This is a genomic window from Mitsuaria sp. BK037 (assembly GCF_014193045.1).
Taxonomy (GTDB): Bacteria; Pseudomonadota; Gammaproteobacteria; order Burkholderiales; family Burkholderiaceae_C; genus Roseateles.
This window is the reverse complement of the sequence record NZ_JACHYS010000001.1, coordinates 2,603,485-2,624,441: the sequence shown is the minus strand read 5'-3', so window position 1 is coordinate 2,624,441 and position 20,957 is coordinate 2,603,485. Positions and strand designations below refer to the sequence as shown.

22 protein-coding genes are annotated in these 20,957 nt (G+C 68.1%); 15 read left to right on the top strand and 7 right to left on the bottom strand.

All coding sequences use genetic code 11. From position 1 onward, the window contains the following. The first annotated feature begins 73 nt into the window (after nt 1-73). The 6 genes from ccoN to FHT37_RS10855 are packed head-to-tail and all read left to right on the top strand — an operon-like array spanning nt 74 to nt 5,013. Nucleotides 74-1,534 (top strand): cytochrome-c oxidase, cbb3-type subunit I, encoded by a 1,461-nt coding sequence (ccoN, locus tag FHT37_RS10880; protein ID WP_183480747.1) that lies wholly within the window; start codon nt 74-76, stop codon nt 1,532-1,534. Between the two features lie 25 nt (nt 1,535-1,559). Then, nucleotides 1,560-2,186 (top strand): cytochrome-c oxidase, cbb3-type subunit II, encoded by a 627-nt coding sequence (ccoO, locus tag FHT37_RS10875; protein ID WP_091732274.1) that lies wholly within the window; start codon nt 1,560-1,562, stop codon nt 2,184-2,186. A gap of 13 nt (nt 2,187-2,199) precedes the next feature. Further along, a complete protein-coding gene (locus FHT37_RS10870; RefSeq protein ID WP_147242059.1) occupies nt 2,200-2,376 on the top strand; it encodes a cbb3-type cytochrome c oxidase subunit 3 in 177 nt (58 codons plus the stop codon). Next, nucleotides 2,369-3,271, top strand: coding sequence for a cytochrome-c oxidase, cbb3-type subunit III (gene ccoP / locus FHT37_RS10865; RefSeq protein WP_183480745.1), 903 nt, complete (start codon nt 2,369-2,371; stop codon nt 3,269-3,271). Before FHT37_RS10870 ends, ccoP begins: the two co-directional genes overlap by 8 nt. After that, nucleotides 3,258-4,685 carry a cytochrome c oxidase accessory protein CcoG gene (gene ccoG / locus FHT37_RS10860; protein WP_255489537.1) on the top strand — a complete coding sequence of 476 codons (1,428 nt, stop codon included), beginning with the start codon at nt 3,258-3,260 and terminating at the stop codon, nt 4,683-4,685. The genes ccoP and ccoG overlap by 14 nt, the downstream gene beginning before the upstream one ends. Nucleotides 4,686-4,740: 55 nt before the next feature. Further along, entirely contained in the window at nt 4,741-5,013 is a 273-nt protein-coding gene (locus tag FHT37_RS10855) for a hypothetical protein (protein WP_183480742.1), read from the top strand. A gap of 25 nt (nt 5,014-5,038) precedes the next feature. On the opposite strand, the gene FHT37_RS10850 is transcribed toward FHT37_RS10855, so the two are convergent. Further along, the gene (locus tag FHT37_RS10850; protein WP_183480740.1) at nt 5,039-5,788 is read right to left on the bottom strand and encodes a helix-turn-helix domain-containing protein; all 750 of its coding nucleotides are present in this window, start codon (nt 5,786-5,788) and stop codon (nt 5,039-5,041) included. A gap of 108 nt (nt 5,789-5,896) precedes the next feature. On the opposite strand from FHT37_RS10850, the gene hemN reads away from it, so the two are divergent. The 3 genes from hemN (at nt 5,897) to icd (ending at nt 9,460) form a co-directional block, all read left to right on the top strand. Beyond that, nucleotides 5,897-7,360: an oxygen-independent coproporphyrinogen III oxidase gene (hemN, locus tag FHT37_RS10845; RefSeq protein ID WP_183480738.1), complete on the top strand. Its 1,464-nt coding sequence runs from the start codon at nt 5,897-5,899 to the stop codon at nt 7,358-7,360. Nucleotides 7,361-7,379: 19 nt separating this feature from the next. Next, on the top strand, nt 7,380-8,099 hold the full coding sequence (locus tag FHT37_RS10840) for a sulfite exporter TauE/SafE family protein (protein WP_255489536.1): 720 nt from the start codon (nt 7,380-7,382) through the stop codon (nt 8,097-8,099). 107 nt (nt 8,100-8,206) lie between these two features. Next, complete coding sequence (gene icd / locus FHT37_RS10835; RefSeq protein WP_091732300.1) at nt 8,207-9,460, top strand: NADP-dependent isocitrate dehydrogenase; 1,254 nt, start codon at nt 8,207-8,209, stop codon at nt 9,458-9,460. 172 nt (nt 9,461-9,632) lie between these two features. Here the strand turns inward: icd and FHT37_RS10830 are convergent, their stop codons facing one another. Continuing rightward, entirely contained in the window at nt 9,633-9,917 is a 285-nt protein-coding gene (locus FHT37_RS10830) for a cold-shock protein (protein ID WP_091732303.1), read from the bottom strand. 178 nt (nt 9,918-10,095) lie between these two features. Between FHT37_RS10830 and clpS the strand changes: the two genes are divergently transcribed. Both clpS and clpA read left to right on the top strand, forming a co-directional pair. Beyond that, complete coding sequence (gene clpS / locus FHT37_RS10825; protein ID WP_091732307.1) at nt 10,096-10,464, top strand: ATP-dependent Clp protease adapter ClpS; 369 nt, start codon at nt 10,096-10,098, stop codon at nt 10,462-10,464. Then, nucleotides 10,461-12,782, top strand: a complete 2,322-nt coding sequence (gene clpA / locus FHT37_RS10820; protein WP_091732310.1) for an ATP-dependent Clp protease ATP-binding subunit ClpA — start codon at nt 10,461-10,463, stop codon at nt 12,780-12,782. The genes clpS and clpA overlap by 4 nt, the downstream gene beginning before the upstream one ends. Before the next feature lie 175 nt (nt 12,783-12,957). On the opposite strand, the gene FHT37_RS10815 is transcribed toward clpA, so the two are convergent. The 5 genes from FHT37_RS10815 to FHT37_RS10795 all read right to left on the bottom strand — a co-directional run bounded on the left by FHT37_RS10815 (nt 12,958) and on the right by FHT37_RS10795 (nt 16,263). Then, on the bottom strand, nt 12,958-13,749 hold the full coding sequence (locus FHT37_RS10815; protein WP_183480736.1) for a zinc-dependent peptidase: 792 nt from the start codon (nt 13,747-13,749) through the stop codon (nt 12,958-12,960). Beyond that, nucleotides 13,746-14,570: a UDP-2,3-diacylglucosamine diphosphatase gene (locus tag FHT37_RS10810; RefSeq protein WP_310739737.1), complete on the bottom strand. Its 825-nt coding sequence runs from the start codon at nt 14,568-14,570 to the stop codon at nt 13,746-13,748. The genes FHT37_RS10815 and FHT37_RS10810 overlap by 4 nt, the downstream gene beginning before the upstream one ends. Nucleotides 14,571-14,593: 23 nt before the next feature. Further along, nucleotides 14,594-15,097: a peptidylprolyl isomerase gene (locus tag FHT37_RS10805; protein WP_091732316.1), complete on the bottom strand. Its 504-nt coding sequence runs from the start codon at nt 15,095-15,097 to the stop codon at nt 14,594-14,596. 12 nt (nt 15,098-15,109) lie between these two features. Then, entirely contained in the window at nt 15,110-15,685 is a 576-nt protein-coding gene (locus FHT37_RS10800; protein WP_091732320.1) for a peptidylprolyl isomerase, read from the bottom strand. A gap of 92 nt (nt 15,686-15,777) precedes the next feature. Beyond that, nucleotides 15,778-16,263 carry a tetratricopeptide repeat protein gene (locus FHT37_RS10795; protein WP_183480734.1) on the bottom strand — a complete coding sequence of 162 codons (486 nt, stop codon included), beginning with the start codon at nt 16,261-16,263 and terminating at the stop codon, nt 15,778-15,780. A 193-nt stretch (nt 16,264-16,456) separates the two neighbouring features. Between FHT37_RS10795 and cysS the strand changes: the two genes are divergently transcribed. Genes cysS through tilS form a run of 4 tightly spaced genes read left to right on the top strand, consistent with a single transcriptional unit; the run spans nt 16,457 to nt 20,934 of the window. After that, nucleotides 16,457-17,854 carry a cysteine--tRNA ligase gene (gene cysS, locus FHT37_RS10790; protein ID WP_183480732.1) on the top strand — a complete coding sequence of 466 codons (1,398 nt, stop codon included), beginning with the start codon at nt 16,457-16,459 and terminating at the stop codon, nt 17,852-17,854. Beyond that, entirely contained in the window at nt 17,854-18,507 is a 654-nt protein-coding gene (locus tag FHT37_RS10785; protein ID WP_091732327.1) for a DNA-3-methyladenine glycosylase, read from the top strand. Before cysS ends, FHT37_RS10785 begins: the two co-directional genes overlap by 1 nt. Nucleotides 18,508-18,509: 2 nt before the next feature. After that, on the top strand, nt 18,510-19,481 hold the full coding sequence (locus FHT37_RS10780) for an acetyl-CoA carboxylase carboxyltransferase subunit alpha (protein ID WP_091732330.1): 972 nt from the start codon (nt 18,510-18,512) through the stop codon (nt 19,479-19,481). Beyond that, nucleotides 19,432-20,934: a tRNA lysidine(34) synthetase TilS gene (tilS, locus tag FHT37_RS10775; protein WP_255489535.1), complete on the top strand. Its 1,503-nt coding sequence runs from the start codon at nt 19,432-19,434 to the stop codon at nt 20,932-20,934. Before FHT37_RS10780 ends, tilS begins: the two co-directional genes overlap by 50 nt. Nucleotides 20,935-20,957 lie beyond the last annotated feature (23 nt).

Genomic DNA, 20,957 nt, shown 5'->3' with positions numbered 1-20,957 from the left:
TCATCAACACGCTGGCGAACCAGGCGCCGAACAATCGCCGCCAATCGCGCGAAGAGCGCCTCGAGGAGCCAGCATGGCAAGCAAATCAGAGTCAACGGGCGCACGCTCAGGCGCGCCCAGCTACGAGGACGGCGTGGTCCGCGCCTTCGCGCTGGCGGCGGTGCTGTGGGGCGTGGTGGGAATGCTGGTCGGCGTGGTCATCGCCGCGCAGCTCGCCTGGCCGGAGTTGAACTTCGGCATTCCCTGGATCAGCTACGGCCGGCTCCGGCCGCTGCACACCAACGCGGTGATCTTCGCCTTCGGCGGCTGCGTGCTGATGGCCACCGCCTTCCACGTCGTCCAGCGCACCAGCCATGTGAAGCTGTTCGCCCCCGCCTTGGCGTGGTTCACCTTCTGGGGCTGGCAGGTCGTCATCGTGCTCGCCGCGATCACCCTGCCGCTGGGCCTGACCACCGGCAAGGAATACGCCGAACTCGAATGGCCCATCGACCTCCTGATCGCCGTGGTCTGGGTCGCCTACGCGATCGTCTTCTTCGGCACGATCGGCGTTCGTCGCGTGCGCCACATCTACGTGGCCAACTGGTTCTTCGGCGCCTTCATCATCGCGGTGGCGCTGCTGCACATCGTCAACAGCGCCGAGATCCCGGTCTCGCTGACCAAGAGCTACTCCGCCTATGCCGGCGTCCAGGACGCCATGGTGCAGTGGTGGTACGGCCACAACGCGGTCGGCTTCTTCCTGACGGCCGGCTTCCTCGGCCTGATGTACTACTACATCCCCAAGCAGGCGAACCGGCCGGTCTACAGCTACCGGCTGTCGATCGTCCACTTCTGGGCGCTGATCTTCACCTACATGTGGGCGGGCCCCCACCACCTGCACTACACCGCGCTGCCGGACTGGGCGCAGAGCGTCGGCATGCTGTTCTCGCTGGTGCTGCTGGCGCCGAGCTGGGGCGGGATGATCAACGGCGTCATGACGCTCAGCGGCGCGTGGCACAAGCTGCGCGACGACCCGATCCTGAAGTTCCTGATCGTGGCGCTGTCGTTCTACGGCATGTCGACCTTCGAGGGGCCGATGATGTCGATCAAGACCGTCAACGCGCTCTCCCACTACACCGACTGGACCGTCGGCCACGTGCACAGCGGCGCGCTGGGCTGGGTGGGCTTCATCTCGATGGGGGCGCTGTACCACCTCATCCCCCGCATGTACGGCCGCGTGGAGATGTATTCCAAGCGCGCCATCGAACTGCACTTCTGGATCGCCACGCTGGGCATCGTGCTCTACATCGCCGCGATGTGGATCGCCGGCGTCATGCAGGGCCTGATGTGGCGCGCGGTGAATCCGGACGGCACGCTGACCTGGACCTTCGCCGAGAGCGTCAAGGCGACCTACCCGTTCTACGTGGTGCGGCTGCTGGGCGGCCTGCTGTACCTGAGCGGGATGTGCCTGATGGCCTGGAACGTCGTGATGACGGTCCGAGTCGGCCGCCCGGCCCGCCATCCCATTCCCGGCGCCGCGTTCGCGGCCGCCGCCTGAACGCCCGGACCCCAAGGAGCACGTCATGGCCAACGCCCATGCCCCCGCCACCGGTCACGAGCGCATCGAGACCAGCAACTTCCTGATGATCGTGCTGGTGCTGCTGACGGTGATCGTCGGCGGCATCGTCGAGATCGTCCCGCTGTTCTTCCAGCGCTCGACCACGCAGGCCGTCGAGCATCTGAAGCCGTATTCGCCGCTGCAGCTCGCCGGCCGCGATGTCTACATCCGCGAGGGTTGCTACAACTGCCACTCCCAGATGATCCGCCCGCTGCGCGCCGAGACGCTGCGCTACGGGCATTACTCGGTCGCCGGCGAGTTCGTCTACGACCACCCCTTCCAGTGGGGCAGCAAGCGCACCGGCCCCGACCTGGCCCGGGTCGGCGGCAAGTACAGCGACGAGTGGCACCGCCTGCACCTGACCAATCCGCGGGACCTGGTGCCCGAGTCCAACATGCCGGCCTACGCCTGGTTGTCGGGCGCGGCGCTCGATCCGAAGGACCTCGCGCCCAAGATGCGCGCGCTGCGGACCGTCGGTGTGCCCTACACGGACGAGCAGATCGCCCAGGCCGGCGCCGAAGTCCAGGGCAAGACCGAAATGGATGCCGTCGTCGCCTACCTGCAGGTGCTGGGCACCGCGCTGAAGCCCTGATCGGAGCGCCGTCATGCCTGACATCGATGTGAATGTGCTGCGCTGCGCGGTGACCGTGCTGTCGCTGCTGGTGTTCGCCGGCATCGTGGGGTGGGCCTATGCCCGCCGCAACCGGGAACGATTCGAAGACCAGGGGGCGCTCGTCCTGTCGGACGAGGACGTGGCGCTCCAAGGAGGTCGTCATGAGTGATTTCGTTTCGAACGGCTGGTCGCTGTTCGTGGCCGCCGCCACCGTGCTGGGCCTGGCCCTGTGCCTGGCCCTGCTGATCATCGCCAGCCGCCGCAAGGTGATGGCCGCCGACAACTCCACCGGCCACGTCTGGGACGAGGACATCCGGGAGCTCAACAACCCGCTGCCTCGCTGGTGGATGGTGCTGTTCGTGCTGACGGTGGTCTTTTCGGTGCTCTATCTGGCGCTGTATCCGGGTCTGGGCGGCTACGCCGGTCGGCTGGGCTGGTCGAGCACCGGCCAATTCGAGGCCGAGCAGGCCAAGGCCCGCGAGGCCATGCGGACGATCTACGCCAGGTTCGACGGGCTGCCGGTGGAAACCGTGGCCAGGGATCCGCAGGCGATGGGCATCGGCGAACGCCTGTTCGCCAACAACTGCGCCACCTGCCATGGCTCCGACGCCAAGGGATCCAAGGGCTTCCCGAACCTGACCGACAACGACTGGCTGTATGGCGGCAGCGGCGAGACCCTCATCGAGACGATCACGCGTGGCCGGGAAGGCACGATGCCACCGATGGCGGCGGCGGTCGGCAACGGCGAGGATGTGCGCAACCTGGCGCATTACGTGCTGAGCCTGTCGGGCAGTCCGCACAACTCGGTGGCGGCCGCGCTGGGCAAATCCAGATTCACCGCCTGCGCCGCCTGCCACGGCATGGACGGCCGCGGCAATCAGGCGCTGGGCGCTCCCAACCTCACCGACAAGGTCTGGCTGCACGGTTGGGGCGAGCCTGCGATCGTCGCGATGATCAACAACGGCAAGCACAGCCACATGCCGGAGCACGGCTCCCGGCTCAGCCCTGAGCAGATCCGCGTGCTGGCGGCCTATGTCTGGGGGCTGTCTCATGAGCAGCCCTGAGTTCAAGACGATCTCGCTGTATGCCTCCGAGGCGAAGGTCTATCCCCGCGCGGTGCATGGGTGGTTTGCCTTCTGGCGCTGGGCGCTGGTGTGGGCGACGCAGCTGCTGTTCTATGGGCTGCCCTGGCTGAGCTGGAACGGCCGCCAGGCCGTCCTGTTCGACCTGGACGCGCGGCGCTTCCTGATCTTCGACCTGATCCTGTACCCGCAGGACTTCATCTACCTGACCGCCTTGCTGGTCGTGTCGGCCTTCGGGCTGTTCTTCTTCACCGCGGTGGCGGGCCGGCTGTGGTGCGGCTACGCCTGCCCGCAGACGGTCTACACCGAGATCTTCCTGTGGATCGAGCGGCACACCGAGGGCGACCGCGCGGCGCGCATCCGTCTCGACAAGGCGGGCTGGTCGTTTGGCAAGCTGGGGCGAAAGACGGCGAAGCATGCCGCGTGGCTGGCCGTGTCGCTCTGGACCGGTTTCACCTTCGTCGGTTACTTCGAACCGATCCGCTTGCTGGGCGAGAACGCCATGCAGGCGGCGCTCGGCGGATGGGAAGTCTTCTGGATCCTGTTCTACGGATTGGCGACCTATGGCAATGCGGGCTACCTGCGGGAACAGGTCTGCAAGTACATGTGTCCCTATGCCCGCTTCCAGAGCGCGATGCTGGATCGGGACACGCTGATCATCAGCTACGACGTCGAGCGCGGCGATCCGCGCGGCCCGCGCTCGAAGAAGGCGGACCTGTCAACGATCGGACTGGGCGCCTGTGTCGATTGCCAGCAGTGCGTCCACGTGTGTCCCACCGGCATCGACATCCGCAAGGGCCTGCAGCACGAGTGCATCGGATGCGCCGCCTGCATCGACGTCTGCAACGACGTGATGGACAAGTTCGGCTATCCGCGCGGCTTGATCCGATACGCGACGCAGAACGGCATGCAGCATCGTTGGGGCGCCGCGCGCCAATGGCGACGTGTGTTGCGGCCCCGCGTGCTGATCTACGGCGGGATCCTGCTGGCGGTGTCGGGGGCGCTGGTCTGGAGCCTGGCGGTGCGGATGCCCTTCAAGGTGGATGTGGTGCGTGATCGCGCCGCGCTGGCGCGGGAGGTCGAGGACGGCGTCGTGGAGAACGTCTATCGCCTGCAATTGATGAACGCCGCCGAATCGACGCAGGGGTTCGTGCTGGACGTCGAGGGCATCCCCGGCCTGCGGGTCGCCGCACCGACCGGGCGATTGACGCTGGCGCCCGCCGAGGCGCGCTGGGTCACCGTCTCGCTGCGTCTGCCCGCGGAGCAGGCGCGGCGGCTGGGACCGGGCGTGCATCCGATGCGGTTCTCCATCCGCCGGGTGGAGGCGGGCGGCCCGTCGGGGGCCGGCGATGCACGTGAACTGTTCGAGAAATCCACTTTCATGGTGCCGCGATGAGCGTGGCATCCGATCCGGCGCCTCGTCGGCGCCCCGGCCTTCAGCGGGAGCTTCCATGACGACGACACGAATCAGCGACCTGGACGCGCCGGGCAGCGGTCCCTGGTGGCGACATCCGATGATGTGGCTGGTGGTCGGCGGGCCCGGTATGGTCGTGGTGGCGGGTGTGGCCACCCTGGTGCTCGCGCTGACGCATCCCGACCCCGTCGTCCCTTCGTCGGACGGCGTCGATCGGAGCGGTGTCGCAGCGGAGGCGGGCGCCGACGCCGCGATGGCGCCTGCGATGAAGGCGCGCAACCACGCGGCGACGGGCGGGCAGCCCCCCTGATCGATCCCGGCGTCCGCGCTCGTGCCTACACGGCGCGGCGGACCAGTTGCAGCAGCCGGCGCGGCTTGAGGACGCGCAACTCGCGCGCCCGCACCTCCAGCACGCCGTCTTCCTGCATGCGTGAGAAAGTGCGGCTGACCGTCTCCAGCGTGAGCCCCAGATGGCTGCCGATCTCGTCGCGCGTCATGCGCAGCACGACGCTGGAGGACGAGAAGCCGCGTGCGCGCAGCCGACGCATCAGGTTGATCAGGAACGCGGCGACGCGCTGTTCCGCCCGCATCGAGCCGAGCAGCACCATCATGGCCTGGTCCCGCACGAGTTCCCGGCTCATCAGCCGATGGAACTGGCGCTGCAGGCGGTCGAACTCGCGGGTGAGGTCCTCCAGCCGACCGTAGGGAACGACGCACACCTGCGAGTCCTCCAGCGCGACCGCCTGGCTCGCGTGCGCGCCGTCATAGATGCCGTCCAGGCCCAGCAGCTCGCCGGCCATGTGGAAGCCGGTGACCTGATCGCGGCCGTCCTGCGCCGACGCCGAGGTCTTGAAGAAGCCGGTGCGGACGATGTAGATCGCCTCGAAGACGTCGCCGGTCTTGAACAGCACCGCTCCGCGCGCGATCGCGCGCCGATCGCTCACCATGCGTTCGAGCTGCAGCACCTCCGCGGCGGGCAGGCCGGTCGGCAGGCAGATCTGGCGCAGTGCGCAAGACGAGCAGCTGATCTTGAAGAGGTCGTGCGGCGCGGAAGGGGGCGGGGGAAGTCGGAGGCGGCTCGACATGAGGCGGTCAGGCATGCGAGGAAGCGGCGGATTCTTTGTCGGGGCCCCGGCGCCGGCAATGACATCAATCAATGACGATTTGGCAGCAAAGGGTGAGGATCGCCGCCCATGAACCCTGATCCGACCCCGTGGGACCGCAGCATCCCCGATGCCGATCTGCTGCGCCGGCTCGACATCGCCGGACCGCGTTACACCTCCTATCCGACGGCCGACCGCTTTCATGCAGGCATCGATGCCGAACATCATGGAGAGACGCTGGCGCTGCGCGCGTTCGGCCCCGCGGCGACGCAGCCGCTGTCGGTCTATGTCCACATCCCGTTCTGCGAGTCGGTCTGCTACTACTGCGCCTGCAACAAGGTGGTCACCCGCCATCACGAACGCGCGGCGGTCTATGTCGACGCGCTGGAGGCGGAGATGGTGCTGGTGCACCGGCGGCTCGGGGCGCGCGCGCTGGTGTCGCAGCTGCATTTCGGCGGTGGCACGCCGACCTTCCTGGCCGACCGCGAGCTGTCGATGCTGATGGCCTTGCTGCATCGCCACTTCCGCCTCGCGGCCGATGCCGAGATCTCCATCGAGGTCGATCCGCGGACGATCGACGTCGCGCGGCTGCGCCATCTGCGCACGCTGGGGTTCAACCGGCTGAGCTTCGGCGTGCAGGACTTCGATCCCGACGTGCAGCGGGCCGTGCATCGCGAGCAGAGCCTGGAGAGTGTCACGGCGCTGATGGGCGCCGCGCGCGACCTGGGCTTCCGCTCGATCAACGTCGACCTGATCCACGGCCTGCCGCGCCAGACGCCGACCTCCTTCGCGCGGACGATCGACCAGGTCGCCGCCCTGCGGCCCGACCGCATCGCGCTCTACGGGTACGCCCACCTGCCGCACCGCTTCAAGCCGCAGCGCCGCATCGACACCGCCGCGCTGCCGCCGGCCCCGGACAAGCTGCGGATGCTGGCCGGCGCCATTGCCGGGTTCATCGCCCGTGGCTACAGCTACATCGGCATGGACCACTTCGCGCTGGCGGACGATCCGCTCGCCGTCGCCAAGCGGGAAGGGCGCCTGCATCGCAACTTCCAGGGCTACAGCACCCAGCCGGACTGCGACCTGGTGGCGCTGGGCGTGTCGGCGATCTCCAAGGTCGGCGCCTCCTTCGCGCAGAACGTCAAGACGCTGCCCGAGTACTACGCCGCCCTTCGCGAGGGACGCCTGCCGGTCGAGCGCGGGCTGACGCTCGACCAGGACGACCTGGTGCGGCGCGACGCGATCATGGCGCTGATGTGCCAGGGCCGGCTCGAGTTCGATCCGATCGAGCGCTCGCACGGGATCGTCGTCGCGGATTACTTCGCGCCGGAACTCGAGCGCCTGCGACAGTTCGCGGCGGACGGCCTGGTGACGGTCAATGCGCGCGGCGTGCAGGTCACGCCGATGGGCTGGTTCTTCGTCCGGGCGGTGGCGATGGTGTTCGACCGCTACCTGAAGGCGGTGGATCGCGCCACGCCGCTGATGGCGATGGCTGGCGAGCAAGCATCCGTTGTCGCGGCCGAGGCGCCGGTGCGCTTCTCCCGCATCCTCTGAGGCGCCGCCAGAGGCCGGGATGCTGACACTGGCGCTGGCGGGCTCCGCCTTTCTCGTGGGAATCGTGGGCTGCGTCCATTGCGCGGCCATGTGCGTCGCGCCATGCGCGGTGGTCTCCGGTGGGCGACGCGCCGGTGTCGCCGCCTTCCATGGCGGCCGGCTCCTGGGCTACGCGGCGGGCGGGGCCGTCGCCGCGGCCAGCGTGGGCGGACTGCTGCGCTGGGAGATCGCTTCCGGCGCGCTGCGCCCGCTGTGGCTCGGGGTTCAGCTCGCCGCGCTGATGTTCGGTCTGCTCCTCGCCTGGCGGGCGGAGCTGCCGGGATGGGCGGTACGGCGCTGGACAGGACGAACGCCAGTGCGCTTGACCGTTCCCGCCGGCGCGTTGGCCGGGGGCGGCGTCGCGTTCACGCCCGCGCGGACGGCCAGCGCGGGCTTGGCCGGCATGGCGTGGCTGGCCTGGCCCTGCGGGCTGCTGCAATCGGCGCTGACGGTGGCGGCCCTCGCCGACGGTCCCTGGCAGGGCGCGGCGGTGATGGCGGCCTTCGCGCTTGGCTCCTCGCCGGGCCTGGTCGCCGGCCCCTGGCTGCTGACCCGCCTGGGCGGCGCTGACCGGGGTGTCGCCAGCGGCGGATCGGGTGTGCGAATCGCGACCCGGCTCTCCGGCGTCATGCTGGCCGCCGGCGCCCTGTGGGCGCTCGGTCACGGCTTGTGGGCGCAGATCCGCGCGTACTGCGGGTGAAGCCTCCAGGACCCCGGCCGGGGCATCAGCCGATTGAAAGTTTCGCTGTCATAGAATCGGCGCTTCCGTTTGTCCCACCCACCCACGCGATTCGCGGAGACGACTCCATGTACCAGCACATCAAGGTGCCCGAGGGCGGCCAGAAGATCACGGTCAATGCCGACTTCTCGCTCAACGTTCCGAACAACCCGATCATTCCTTACATCGAGGGCGACGGCACCGGCTTCGACATCACCCCGGTGATGATCAAGGTGGTGGACGCGGCTGTGGCGAAGGCCTACGGCGGCGCCAAGAAGATCCACTGGATGGAGATCTACGCCGGCGAGAAGTCGACGAAGGTCTACGGCCCCGACGTGTGGCTGCCGGAGGAGACGCTGCAGGTCCTGAAGGACTACGTCGTCTCGATCAAGGGCCCGCTGACGACGCCCGTGGGCGGCGGCATCCGCTCGCTGAACGTGGCGCTGCGCCAGGAACTGGACCTGTACGTCTGCCTGCGCCCGGTGCGCTGGTTCAAGGGCGTGCCGTCGCCGGTCAAGGAACCCGAGAAGACCGACATGGTCATCTTCCGCGAGAACTCGGAAGACATCTACGCCGGCATCGAGTTCGAAGCCCAGAGCGACAAGGCCAAGAAGCTGATCAAGTTCCTGCAGGAGGAATTCGGCGTCAAGAAGATCCGCTTCCCGGAAACCTCGGGCATCGGCGTCAAGCCGGTGTCGAAGGAAGGCACGGAGCGCCTGGTCCGCAAGGCCATCCAGTACGCGATCGACAACGACAAGCCCAGCGTCACGATCGTGCACAAGGGCAACATCATGAAGTTCACCGAAGGTGGCTTCCGTGACTGGGCCTACGCCCTGGCCCAGAAGGAATTCGGCGCCGAGCTGATCGACGGCGGCCCGTGGTGCAAGTTCAAGAACCCGAAGACCGGCAAGGACATCGTGGTCAAGGACAGCATCGCCGACGCGTTCCTGCAGCAGATCCTGCTGCGCCCGGCCGAGTACTCGGTCGTCGCGACGCTGAACCTGAACGGCGACTACATCTCCGACGCGCTGGCTGCCCAGGTCGGCGGCATCGGCATCGCCCCGGGCGCGAACCTGAGCGACTCCGTCGCCATGTTCGAAGCGACCCACGGCACCGCGCCGAAATACGCGGGCAAGGACTACGTGAACCCCGGTTCCGAGATCCTGTCGGCTGAAATGATGCTGCGCCACATGGGCTGGACCGAAGCGGCCGACCTGATCATCTCGTCGATCGAGAAGTCGATCCTGTCGAAGAAGGTCACGTACGACTTCGCCCGCCTGCTGGACGGCGCGACGCAAGTGTCGTGCTCCGGATTCGGCCAGGTCATGATTGACAACATGTGAGTCCAGGCCGGCGTGAGCCGGTCCCGACCCGCGACCCCGGCCTGACCCGCCGGGGTTTTCTTTTTGGTGGCTCGCTCAGCGGCGGCCCGGCGGCGGCCGCCCGGCGGTTCTCCCAATGCAGAAGGCCCGCTCGCGCGGGCCTTGCTGTGGACGGTGGATCAGCGCAGGCGGGTCACGCCGCGGCCTGCTGTTGCCCGGCCAGGTTGTCCGCCATCAGCGGGATGCCCAGGGGCGCCTCCATCGCATCGCCGCCGTCCAGCGGGCGGATGTTCTGGGCCAGCTGGCCCTTGGGGCCCTGGACCAATTCATAGCTCACCTTGGAGCCCTGCTTCAGCGTCCGGAAGCCGTCCATCTGAATGGCCGAGAAATGGGCGAAAACGTCCCCTCCGCCTTGTTCGGGTTCAATAAAGCCAAACCCCTTGGCATCGTTGAACCACTTGACCGTGCCTGTTGCCATCGTTCTTCTCCATCCCGGTGTCTTTTTCGCACCGGGGCGGATTCTCAAATCCGTGTCAAGCCAGTGTCAATTGAGGAACTCCCCGGGGTGTGGCGCCGCGAAGGTGACAAACTCTGGGCATTGACAGGCGTTGGCCCGTCCCCATGTAGGGTGCTCCCGCTGTTTATAGAATCGGCTCATGCCTTTGTTTGCTCAACAGTTCCCCCCGGCGGGTCCCCCTGGCGGCGCGCCGCCGCCGGGCACGGAGGAGGGTGGGAATTCCACCACGCTGGAGCGTGTCGCTCAGAAGACGGAGCCTCCGCGCCTGTATCAGGTGCTGATGCTCAATGACGACTTCACGCCGATGGAGTTTGTGGTGATGGTCTTGCAGGAGTATTTCCGCCATGACCTGGATACGGCCACCCAGATCATGTTGAAGATCCATCACGAAGGCCGCGGCGTCTGCGGTGTATTCACCAAGGACGTGGCGGCCACCAAGGTCGAAATGGTGTCGGCGGCCGCACGGCGCGCCGGTCACCCCCTGCAGTGCATTATGGAGGCCGCATGATTGCGCAAGAGCTTGAAGTCAGCCTGCACATGGCGTTTGTCGAGGCACGCCAGCAGCGCCACGAGTTCATCACCGTGGAACACCTGCTGATGGCGCTGCTGGACAACCCGTCCGCGGCCGAGGTGCTGCGCGCCTGCGCAGCGAATATCGAGGACCTGCGCAAGTCGCTTGCGCAGTTCATCAAGGAAAACACCCCCACCGTCGGTGGCACGGACGAGGTCGACACGCAGCCCACGCTGGGATTCCAGCGCGTGATCCAGCGCGCGATCATGCATGTGCAGTCCACCGGCAACGGCAAGAAGGAAGTGACCGGCGCCAACGTGCTGGTCGCGATCTTCGGCGAGAAGGACTCCCACGCGGTCTACTACCTGCACCAGCAGGGCGTCACCCGCCTGGACGTCGTCAACTTCATCGCCCACGGCATCAAGAAGAGCGAGCCGCCCGAGCCCCCGAAGGGCCCGGAAGGCAACGGTGCCGAGTCCGAACGCGAGGAAGGCGAAGGCCAGGGCCAGGGCGGCGGCAAGGGCAGCCCGCTCGAGCAGTTCACCCAGAACCTCAACCAGCACGCCCGCGACGGCAAGATCGATCCGCTGATCGGCCGCGAGCTCGAGGTCGAGCGCGTGGTGCAGGTGCTGTGCCGCCGCCGCAAGAACAACCCGCTGCTGGTGGGCGAAGCCGGCGTGGGCAAGACCGCGATCGCCGAAGGCCTGGCCTGGCGCATCACTGAGGGGCAGGTGCCCGACGTGCTGGCCGAGGCGGTGGTCTATTCGCTGGACATGGGCGCGCTGCTGGCGGGCACCAAGTACCGCGGCGACTTCGAGCAGCGCCTCAAGGCGGTGATCAAGCAGCTCAAGGACCAGCCCGGCGCGATCCTGTTCATCGACGAGATCCACACGCTGATCGGCGCCGGCGCGGCCTCGGGCGGCACGCTGGACGCGAGCAACCTGCTCAAGCCGGCGCTGTCCTCGGGTCAGCTCAAGTGCATCGGCGCGACGACCTTCAGCGAGTACCGCGGCATCTTCGAGAAGGACGCGGCACTGTCGCGGCGCTTCCAGAAGATCGACGTGGTCGAGCCGACCGTGGACCAGACCGTCGAGATCCTGAAGGGCCTGAAGTCGCGCTTCGAGGAGCACCACAGCGTCAAGTACGCGCTCGGTGCGCTGCAGGCCGCGGCGGAGCTGTCGGCCAAGTACATCAATGACCGTCACCTGCCCGACAAGGCGATCGACGTCATCGACGAGGCTGGCGCCGCGCAGCGCGTGCTGCCCAAGAGCAAGCAGAAGAAGACCATCACTCGCGCCGAGGTCGAGGACATCGTCGCCAAGATCGCGCGCATTCCGCCGGCCTCGGTGTCGTCGGACGACCGCGGCAAGCTCAAGAGCCTGGACCGCGACCTGAAGAGCGTGGTCTTCGGCCAGGATCCGTCCATCGATGCGCTGTCCGCGGCCATCAAGATGGCGCGCTCGGGCCTGGGCAAGCCGGACAAGCCGATCGGCTCCTTCCTGTTCAGCGGTCCGACGGGCGTGGGCAAGACCGAGGTCGCCAAGCAGCTCGCCTACATCCTGGGCATCGAGCTGATCCGCTTCGACATGTCCGAGTACATGGAGCGCCACGCCGTCAGCCGCCTGATCGGCGCGCCTCCGGGTTATGTCGGCTTCGACCAGGGCGGCCTGCTGACCGAGGCGATCACCAAGAAGCCGCACGCGGTGCTGTTGCTCGACGAAATCGAGAAGGCGCATCCGGACGTCTTCAACGTGCTGCTGCAGGTGATGGACCATGGCACGCTGACCGACAACAACGGGCGCAAGGCCGACTTCCGCAACGTGATCATCATCATGACCACGAACGCGGGCGCGGAGGCGATGACCAAGTCGACGATCGGCTTCACGACCAAGCGCGAGCAGGGCGACGAGATGGCCGACATCAAGCGGCTGTTCACGCCGGAGTTCCGCAACCGCCTGGACGCCATCGTCAACTTCGGCGCGCTGAACGAGGACATCATCCTGCGCGTGGTGGACAAGTTCCTGCTGCAGCTTGAGAGCCAACTGGCCGAGAAGAAGGTCGAGGTCACCTTCAGCGACGCGCTGCGCAAGCACCTGGCGGCCAAGGGCTTCGATCCGCAGATGGGCGCACGTCCGATGCAGCGCCTGATCCAGGACACCATCCGGCGCGCGCTGGCGGACGAGCTGCTGTTCGGTCGCCTGGTCGACGGTGGTCGCCTGAGCGTGGACGTGGACGACAAGGGCGAGGTCCAGCTCGACATCACGCCCAACAAGAAGGACAACAAGCCCAAGGCGGAGCCGGCGACGGCCGACTGACGCCCGCCCCCTCCACCGAAAGCCCGCTCACGCGGGCTTTTTCATGCCTGCTCGGTGTATCGCATCAAGGGAACCCGGGCCCCGTCTCCGCAGCTTAAGGAGGGAATTTGGCGGCCGTGGCGGCGGCCAAAGGAGGGAGACGGAGGAGACGGGGCCCGGGTTCCCTTGATGGTGCTCAATCGCGTGCCGGGTCCTGCCTGAAGAAGCCGACGAGGAGCCGATACAGCCGCGGCTGCTCGGCGAGCAGCTCACGCGGCGCGACGAAGAAGGCCTCGACGGCGACGGCGAAGAATTCCTCGGGCGCCTCGGCGCCGTAGGGATCGATGAGCGTCGCATGCCCCGCGTCGACTTGGTCGCAGAACCAGTGCCATTCGGCTTCCATCGTCGCGCCCCATTGCTGGCGCAGGGCGGGGTCGTCGATGGGCGGCGCGCCGTCGGGCTCCCCGTCGCGCATGTCGAGCACATGCGCGAACTCATGGATGACGACGTTGTAGACCGAGTCGTGGCCTTCCACGCGCTCGGTCGCCTCGGGGGCGATCTCGCTCCAGGCGAGCATCAGCGGGCCGCCTTCCATCGCCTCGCCGGCCAGGGTTTCGTCGTACGCGTGGACCACGCCGTCCTCGTCCATCGTTTCGCGGGCGGCGACCACTTCGCCCTCGTGCATGACGATGCCGACGAAGCCGTCGTACCAGGACAGTCCCAGCTTCAGCACCGGCAGGCAGGCCTGCGCGGCCACGGCGACGGCCACCTCGTCGGTGACCTCGAAACCGCCGGCGCCGTGGAACTCCTTGGACGCCAGGAACAGCGAGCAGAGCCGGCGCAGCTCGGTCCGGTCCGCCTCGGAGCGCCGGGCGATGAACGGGTACTGCGCCAGCGTCAGCGTCCAGAGCTCGTCGGGAATCGCGTACTGGTCAAGCAGCTGGCGCTCGCGGCGTGCGCGCCAGCGCTGGAGCAGGTCGCCGATCACGGCGAGCCGCCTCCCGCATGCGGGTCCGCCGCCGCCGCGTGCATCGGCGCGATGCGATGCAGGCCCTGGGCGTCCATCACCAGCACATCCCCGCGGCCGGGGCCGTGGTCGTAGTCCCAATCGGACAGCACCGCGCGTGCGAGGCCGTCGCCGAGGTCGTGGAGCGCCGGGCGATGCGTGTGGCCGTGGATCAGCGTGTCGCAACCGGCATCGCGCAGCCAGGCCCGGGCCGCGTCGTCGTCGACATCCGCCCAGGTCGAGGGATCGCTCTGGTGCATGCGGCTCTTCGCCCGCAGATGTCGCGCCAGAGCGCGTCGCGCGAAGAGCGGCATCGCACGCAGCGCCGCCAGCACCCCGGGACGCCGCACCGCCGCGCGGGCGCGCAGGTAGCCGACATCGCCCAGGCAGAGCTGGTCGCCATGGCTCAGCAGCCAACCGCGTCCGAAGGCTTCCAGCCGCGCCGGGTCCGGCAGCAGCCGCATGCCGGCGTCCTCGGCCATCGGCTCGCCGAGCGCGAAGTCGCGGTTGCCGTGCATGAAGAAGAGGGGTTTGCGCGCGGAGACCCCGCGCAGCAGTTCGAGCGCGAATTGCTCGAACGTACCGGCCTGCCAGCGCGCGTCGTCGCCGATCCAGGCCTCGAAGATGTCGCCCAGCAGGAAGATCGCATCCGCGGGCGTGGCCGACAGGTGGGCGCGCAGTCGCGCCAGCGTCGCCGGCATGTCCGGCGACAGATGCAGGTCGGAGATCAGGTCGATCCGCCGCCAGCCGGGCTCGGCCCGCAGCGTCGCCAGGGGCGACGGCAGTCGGGGCGCGGGCGACACGGGACGGGCGGCGGAACCGCGACTCACTCGACCGCGACGGCGCGCTCGATGATGACCGCGTCGACCGGCACGTCGTCGTGGAAGCCTGAACGGCTGGTCTTGACCTTCTCGATCTTGTCCACGACGTCCTGGCCGCCGACGACCTTGCCGAACACCGCGTAGCCCCAGCCCGACGGGCTTTCGCTCTTGAAGTTCAGGAAGTCGTTGTCGACGGTGTTGATGAAGAACTGCGCGCTGGCCGAGTGCGGCGCATTGGTGCGCGCCATCGCCACGGTGTACTTGTCGTTCTTCAGGCCGTTGTTGGCCTCGTTCTGGATCGGGGCGTCGGTGGGCTTCTGCTTCATGCCTTCCTCGAAGCCGCCGCCCTGGGCCATGAAGCCCTTGATGACGCGATGGAAGATGGTGCCGTCGTAATGGCCCTTGGCCACGTAGGCCAGGAAGTTCTCGACGGTCTTGGGGGCCTTGGCGTCATCCAGCTCGAGGGTGATCAGACCCTGGTTGGTGTGCAGTTCGACTTTCTTGCTCATGTCGGTGACTCCTTATTTCTCGACGGTGGCCTTGTGGATGAGGATGGGCGTGCCCGGCAGGTTCTGGAACGCCGGATTCTTGGGCGACGGCGCGGTCGGCACGGCCCGGATCTTGTCGACGACCTCCATGCCCTCGGACACGTAGCCGAAGACCGCATAGCCGCGGCCGTCGGCGGCGAAGCCGGGGTCCAGGGCCGGGTTGTCGACGACGTTGATGAAGAACTGCGAGGTCGCGGAGTTCGGATCGTTGGTCCGCGCCATCGCGACGCTGCCGCGGATGTTCATCAGGCCGTTGCCGGCCTCCAGCGGAATCGGCGCCTTGGTCGGGCGCTGCTTCAGGTCGGGCGTGTAGCCGCCGGTCTGGATCATGAAGTCGCCGATGACGCGATGGAAGATCACGCCGTTGTAATGGCCGGCCTTCACGTAGGCGAGGAAATTGGCGACGGTCTTGGGCGCCTTCTCGGCGTCCAGCGTGATCTTGATGTCGCCGACGCTGGTGTTCAGCTTGACGACCTGCGCCTGGGCGAGTGATGCCGCCAGGCTCAGCACGGCGGCGCCGGCGGCGAGCAGGAGTGGGGATGTCCTCATGGTCCTCGTGTCGGTGGGGGTGGCGGAAGGGGGCGGGCGGCGATGTGCGGCGGTGTGCGGGCCGTGGCGCGCGGTCGGCGCGCCCTCGCCGATCATCGCTGCTGGGCGCCCTTGGCGTTGTTGAACGCGGTGACGCGCTGCAGCTTGACCTTCAGCGCGGTGTCGTCGCCCAGCGCCTGCTTGAGCGCGCGTTCATACGATTGCTGCGCCAGGCGCATGAGCACGTCGCCCATGTTCTCCTGCGCCTGCGCATGGTCCGGCTGCAGGTCCAGCGCGCGGGTCAGCGCCTGGCGCGCCGCCTCGTACTCGCCGCGCGCCGCATGGATGACGGCCAGGTTGTTGTAGGGGTCGGCGAGGTCGGGGAAGTCCTCGGTCAGCCGGGTGAAGACCACGCGGGCCCGCTCGAGTTGCTGGGTCTCCAGCAGCATGGTGCCGAGCGCGAAGCGCAGGCGGGGGTCGTCGGGCGTGGTCTTGAGGCCGGCTTCGGCGGTCTGGATGGCCTGCTCGCGTTTGCCGGCGGCCCACTGGGCCTGGGCCTCGTCGAGCACGGCGGCGTGCGTCAGGGTCGCGCCGGTCATCGCCAGGGCGACGCAGCAGGCTCGGAACAGGGCGGGGAGTCTTGGCATAAAGTCGGGCCGCTATACTGCCGGGCATTCTAGAGCGAGCTTTCGTCTCCCGCTCGTCCCCCGGCCGGCCCTCCGCCCCACCCGCACCGCACCGTCGAATGCGCCGACGCCCAGCGACCCGTCGCTGGCCCGGCGCGACATACGTATGTCTTCCTTGCGCATCTACAACACGCTGACCCGCCAGCTGCAGCCCTTCCAACCGATCGAGCCGGGCAAGGTCCGCCTGTACGTCTGCGGCATCACCGTCTACGACCTGTGCCACATGGGGCATGCGCGGATGAACCTCGCCTTCGACGTCGTCTATCGCTGGCTGTCCGCCAGCGGCTACGACGTCACCTTCGTGCGCAACATCACCGACATCGAGGACAAGATCATCCGCCGCGCGCTCGAGCGCGGCATCACGATCCGCCAGCTGACCGACGAGATGATCGCGGCCATGCACCGCGACTTCGCGGCGCTGGGCATCGCCACGCCGACGCACGAGCCGCGCGCCACCGACTACGTCCCGCAGATGCTGGACATCATCGGCAAGCTCGAGGCCAAGGGCCTGGCCTACCACGCCGACGGCGGCGACGTGAACTACGCGGTGCGCAAGTTCGAGGGCTACGGCAAGCTCAGCGGCAAGTCGCCGGACCAGCTGCGCGCCGGCGAGCGCGTCGCGGTCGACGACGGCAAGCGCGACCCGCTGGACTTCGTGCTCTGGAAGTCGGCCAAGCCCGACGAGCCGGCCGAGGCCAAGTGGGCCAGCCCCTGGGGCGAAGGCCGCCCCGGCTGGCACATCGAATGCTCGGCGATGAGCTGCGCGCTGCTGGGCGAGCGCTTCGACATCCACGGCGGCGGCATGGACCTGCAGTTCCCGCACCATGAGAACGAGATCGCGCAGAGCGAGGGCGCCTTCGGCCATCCCTTCGTCAACCTCTGGATGCACAACGGCTTCCTGAACATCGACGGCGAGAAGATGTCCAAGAGCCTGGGCAACTTCTTCACCATCCAGGAAGTGCTGGAGAAGTTCGACGGCGAGTCGATCCGCTTCTTCATGCTGCGCACGCAGTACCGCAGCCCGTTCAACTTCAGCGACGTCAGCCTGGACGACGCGCGCACCGCGCTGCGCCGGCTCTACACCGCGCTGGACGCGGTGACGCCGGCGGAGGTGGCCATCGACTGGGCGCAGGGCCCGGCTGCCGCCTTCAAGGCCGCGATGGACGACGACTTCAACACGCCGGGCGCGCTGGCCGTGCTCTTCGAGCTGGCCAACCAGGTCAATCGCGACCGCTCCGTGCAGGATGCCGGGCTGCTCAAGGCGCTTGGCGGCGTGCTGGGCGTGCTGCAGCAGTCGCCCAAGGCCTTCCTGCAGGCCGGCGCCGGCCTGGACGAAGGCGCGATCGAGGCGCAGATCGCCGCGCGCGCCGCGGCCAAGGCGGGCCGTGACTTCGCCGAGGCCGACCGCATCCGCAAGGCGCTGCTCGATCAGGGCATCGAGTTGAAGGATTCCGCCACCGGCACGACCTGGGTTCGCGCGTCGAAGGTGGGAGAGCAGGCCTGATGGCGCGTGTGGCGACCGCCGGGGTGACCCCGGACTACTGGGACGAGGCCTGCAGACACCTGGTCAAGCGCGACCGGGTGATGAAGAAGCTGATCCCGCAATTCGGCGAGGCGCGGCTGCAGAGCCGCGGCGACGCGTTCACCACGCTGGCGCGTTCGATCGTCGGTCAGCAGATTTCGGTGAAGGCTGCGCAGAGCGTGTGGGACAAGTTCGCCGAGCTGACCTCGGGGCCGTCCAACCGCATCAAGCCGACCGAGGTGCTGGGCCTGGAGAAGGCGGCGCTGCGCGAAGTCGGCCTGTCGGTGCGCAAGGTCGAGTACCTCAGCGACCTGGCGCAGCATTTCGAGTCGGGCCAGGTCCATGTGCGCCAATGGGCGCAGATGGAGGACGAAGCCATCATCGAGGAACTGGTCGCGATCCGCGGCATCGGCCGCTGGACGGCCGAGATGTTCCTGATCTTCCACCTGATGCGCCCGAACGTGCTGCCGCTGGACGACCTGGGATTGCTGAAAGGCATCAGCCAGCACTACTTCAGTGACGAGCCGGTGTCGCGGGCCGAGGCCCGTGAACTGGGCGAAGGTTGGGCCCCGTATCGCTCGGTGGCCACATGGTACATTTGGCGGAGCCTCGATCCGCTACCCGTGGATTACTGAGAATGAGCAAGAAACACTTCCTCGAATTCGAGCAGCCCATCGCCGAGCTCGAAACCAAGATCGACGAACTCCGCTACGTGCAGAGCGAGTCCGCGGTGGACATCTCCGAGGAGATCGACCGCCTGGGCAAGAAGAGCCACCAGCTGACGAAGGACATCTACGCGAATGTCCTGCCGTGGCAGGTCTATCAAGTGGCTCGCCATCCGCAACGTCCGCAGACGCTGGACTACTGCGCCGAAGTCTTCACCGAATTCCAGGAGCTGCACGGCGACCGCCATTTCGCGGATGACGCCGCGATCGTCGGCGGCCTGGCACGCTTCAATGGCCAGGCCTGCATGGTCATCGGCCACCAGCGCGGCGCCGACGCCAAGGAGCGCACGCTGCGCAACTTCGGCATGCCGCGCCCGGAGGGCTATCGCAAGGCGCTGCGCCTGATGAAGCTGGCCGAGAAGTTCGGCCTGCCGGTCTTCACCTTCATCGACACGATGGGCGCATACCCCGGCATCGGTGCCGAGGAACGCGGCCAGTCCGAGGCGATCGGCCGCAACATCTTCGAGATGGCCCAACTGGAAGTGCCCATCGTCGCGACGGTAATCGGCGAGGGCGGCTCCGGCGGCGCGCTGGCCATCGGCGTCGCCGACCAGGTGCTGATGCTGCAGTTCTCCGCCTACTCGGTGATCTCGCCCGAAGGCTGCGCGTCCATCCTCTGGAAGACCGCCGCGCGCGCGTCCGAGGCCGCCGAGGCCCTGGGCATCACCGCGCATCGCCTCAAGGCCCTGGGCCTGATCGACAAGATCGTCAACGAGCCGGTCGGCGGCGCGCACCGCGATCCGAAGCAGATGGCTTCGAACCTGAAGCGCGCCCTTGGTGATGCGCTGCGCCAGGTCTCCGACCTGAAGACCAAGGATCTGCTGGAGCGCCGCTATGAGCGCCTGCAGGCCTATGGTCGATTCAGCGACACCAAGAGCCGCTGATCCCGCCGGATCCGCCACCCTCGGCGATCCGGCACCACGCCGCGTGATCGCGGTCGCCTGCAGCGGCGGCCGCGACTCGACGGCGCTCCTCCATGCCACCGCCAGCGCCGCCCGTTCATTCGGTGTCCGCGTGGTGGCGCTGCACATCCATCACGGCCTGAGCGCCCACGCGGACGCGTGGCTCGCGCAGCTGCGCGAGCAGGTGACCGAGTGGGCTGCGCAAGGGCTGCCGGTGGAGTTCGTCCATGAGCGCCTGACGGATGCGCCGGCGCCTGGCGACAGCACCGAGGCATGGGCCCGTGCCGGCCGCTACGAGGCGCTGCAGCGCCAGGCCCTGGCCGCCGGCGCCGACCTGCTGCTGCTGGCGCACCACCGCCGCGATCAAGCCGAAACCTTCCTGTTGCAGGCCCTGCGCGGCGCCGGTGTCGCGGGCCTGTCCTCGATGCCGCGCGCGCAGTGGCGCGACGGTGTCTGCTGGGCTCGCCCCTGGCTGGACCATCCGCGGGAAGCGATCGAGGCTTATGTCCACGAGCACAAGCTGAGCTTCGTCGACGACAACAGCAATGGCGATCCACGCTTCGCGCGCAACCGGCTGCGCCAGACCCTCTGGCCGGCGCTGATGGCGCAGGACGCGGGCGCGGAAACCGCATTGGCGCGCGCGGCCGGATGGGCGCAGGAAGCGGCTGAACTCCAGCGCGAGGTGGCCGAGGATGATCTCGCGCAATGGGCCGATGCGAGCGGCCTCGCGCAGGCGATGCTGACGTCCCTCAGCCCGGCGCGCGCGGCCAACGCGCTGCGGGCCTGGCTGCATCGCGTCACCGGACGGGCGGCACCGGCCACGCTGATCCGACGGCTCCTCGACGAAGCGCCCGTTGCCACGGTGGCGCGATGGCCACTGGGCGCTCCGAGCGCTGCGGGGGCCGTGGGCGGTGTTGAACTGCACCTCTATCGCGGCCGCTTCTTCGTGCAGGCCCGCTCGAAGACGCCGCCTCCCGCGCCCGCGGAGGCGTTGCCGGCGTCGCTCATCGGACTGGGCATCGCCATGAGCCCTTGCGCACCGCGCGAGCGCCTCGACCTCGCGCGCGCCGGCCGCCACCCGATCCCGTCGTGGGGAGGCGCATTCGATGTCGAACCCGTGACCACGGGGGGCGTCGCGCTTTCTGCGCTCAGCAATGTCGAGTTGCGCCGGCGCGAAGGCGGCGAGCAGTTCCAGTCGCATCCCAAGGGCCTGGCGCGGGCGCTGAAGAAATGCTGGCAGAGCGCGGGAATCCCCGCTGTCCAGAGGGAAGGGCCCCTGGTCTACGTCGACGGACGCCTGCTCTTCGTGCCCGGCCTGGGCCTGGATGCGCGCTGGCGATCGGACGCCAGGGAAGCACAAATGACGCTGCGATGGGTGCCGGATGCATGCGGATCACGCATGGGCAGCGACGTTGCGGGCAAGGGCGCGTCTTAGAATCGCCCGCTGTGGTCGCGGTG

Bases quoted from the DNA above. Each gene is read 5' to 3' on its own strand.
- ccoN (WP_183480747.1), top strand. From the start codon at position 74: ATGGCAAGCAAATCAGAGTCAACGGGCGCACGCTCAGGCGCGCCCAGC.
- ccoO (WP_091732274.1), top strand. From the start codon at position 1,560: ATGGCCAACGCCCATGCCCCCGCCACCGGTCACGAGCGCATCGAGACC.
- FHT37_RS10870 (WP_147242059.1), top strand. From the start codon at position 2,200: ATGCCTGACATCGATGTGAATGTGCTGCGCTGCGCGGTGACCGTGCTG.
- ccoP (WP_183480745.1), top strand. From the start codon at position 2,369: ATGAGTGATTTCGTTTCGAACGGCTGGTCGCTGTTCGTGGCCGCCGCC.
- ccoG (WP_255489537.1), top strand. From the start codon at position 3,258: ATGAGCAGCCCTGAGTTCAAGACGATCTCGCTGTATGCCTCCGAGGCG.
- FHT37_RS10855 (WP_183480742.1), top strand. From the start codon at position 4,741: ATGACGACGACACGAATCAGCGACCTGGACGCGCCGGGCAGCGGTCCC.
- FHT37_RS10850 (WP_183480740.1), bottom strand. From the start codon at position 5,788: ATGTCGAGCCGCCTCCGACTTCCCCCGCCCCCTTCCGCGCCGCACGAC.
- hemN (WP_183480738.1), top strand. From the start codon at position 5,897: ATGAACCCTGATCCGACCCCGTGGGACCGCAGCATCCCCGATGCCGAT.
- FHT37_RS10840 (WP_255489536.1), top strand. From the start codon at position 7,380: ATGCTGACACTGGCGCTGGCGGGCTCCGCCTTTCTCGTGGGAATCGTG.
- icd (WP_091732300.1), top strand. From the start codon at position 8,207: ATGTACCAGCACATCAAGGTGCCCGAGGGCGGCCAGAAGATCACGGTC.
- FHT37_RS10830 (WP_091732303.1), bottom strand. From the start codon at position 9,917: ATGGCAACAGGCACGGTCAAGTGGTTCAACGATGCCAAGGGGTTTGGC.
- clpS (WP_091732307.1), top strand. From the start codon at position 10,096: ATGCCTTTGTTTGCTCAACAGTTCCCCCCGGCGGGTCCCCCTGGCGGC.
- clpA (WP_091732310.1), top strand. From the start codon at position 10,461: ATGATTGCGCAAGAGCTTGAAGTCAGCCTGCACATGGCGTTTGTCGAG.
- FHT37_RS10805 (WP_091732316.1), bottom strand. From the start codon at position 15,097: ATGAGCAAGAAAGTCGAACTGCACACCAACCAGGGTCTGATCACCCTC.
- FHT37_RS10800 (WP_091732320.1), bottom strand. From the start codon at position 15,685: ATGAGGACATCCCCACTCCTGCTCGCCGCCGGCGCCGCCGTGCTGAGC.
- FHT37_RS10795 (WP_183480734.1), bottom strand. From the start codon at position 16,263: ATGACCGGCGCGACCCTGACGCACGCCGCCGTGCTCGACGAGGCCCAG.
- cysS (WP_183480732.1), top strand. From the start codon at position 16,457: ATGTCTTCCTTGCGCATCTACAACACGCTGACCCGCCAGCTGCAGCCC.
- FHT37_RS10785 (WP_091732327.1), top strand. From the start codon at position 17,854: ATGGCGCGTGTGGCGACCGCCGGGGTGACCCCGGACTACTGGGACGAG.
- FHT37_RS10780 (WP_091732330.1), top strand. From the start codon at position 18,510: ATGAGCAAGAAACACTTCCTCGAATTCGAGCAGCCCATCGCCGAGCTC.
- tilS (WP_255489535.1), top strand. From the start codon at position 19,432: ATGAGCGCCTGCAGGCCTATGGTCGATTCAGCGACACCAAGAGCCGCT.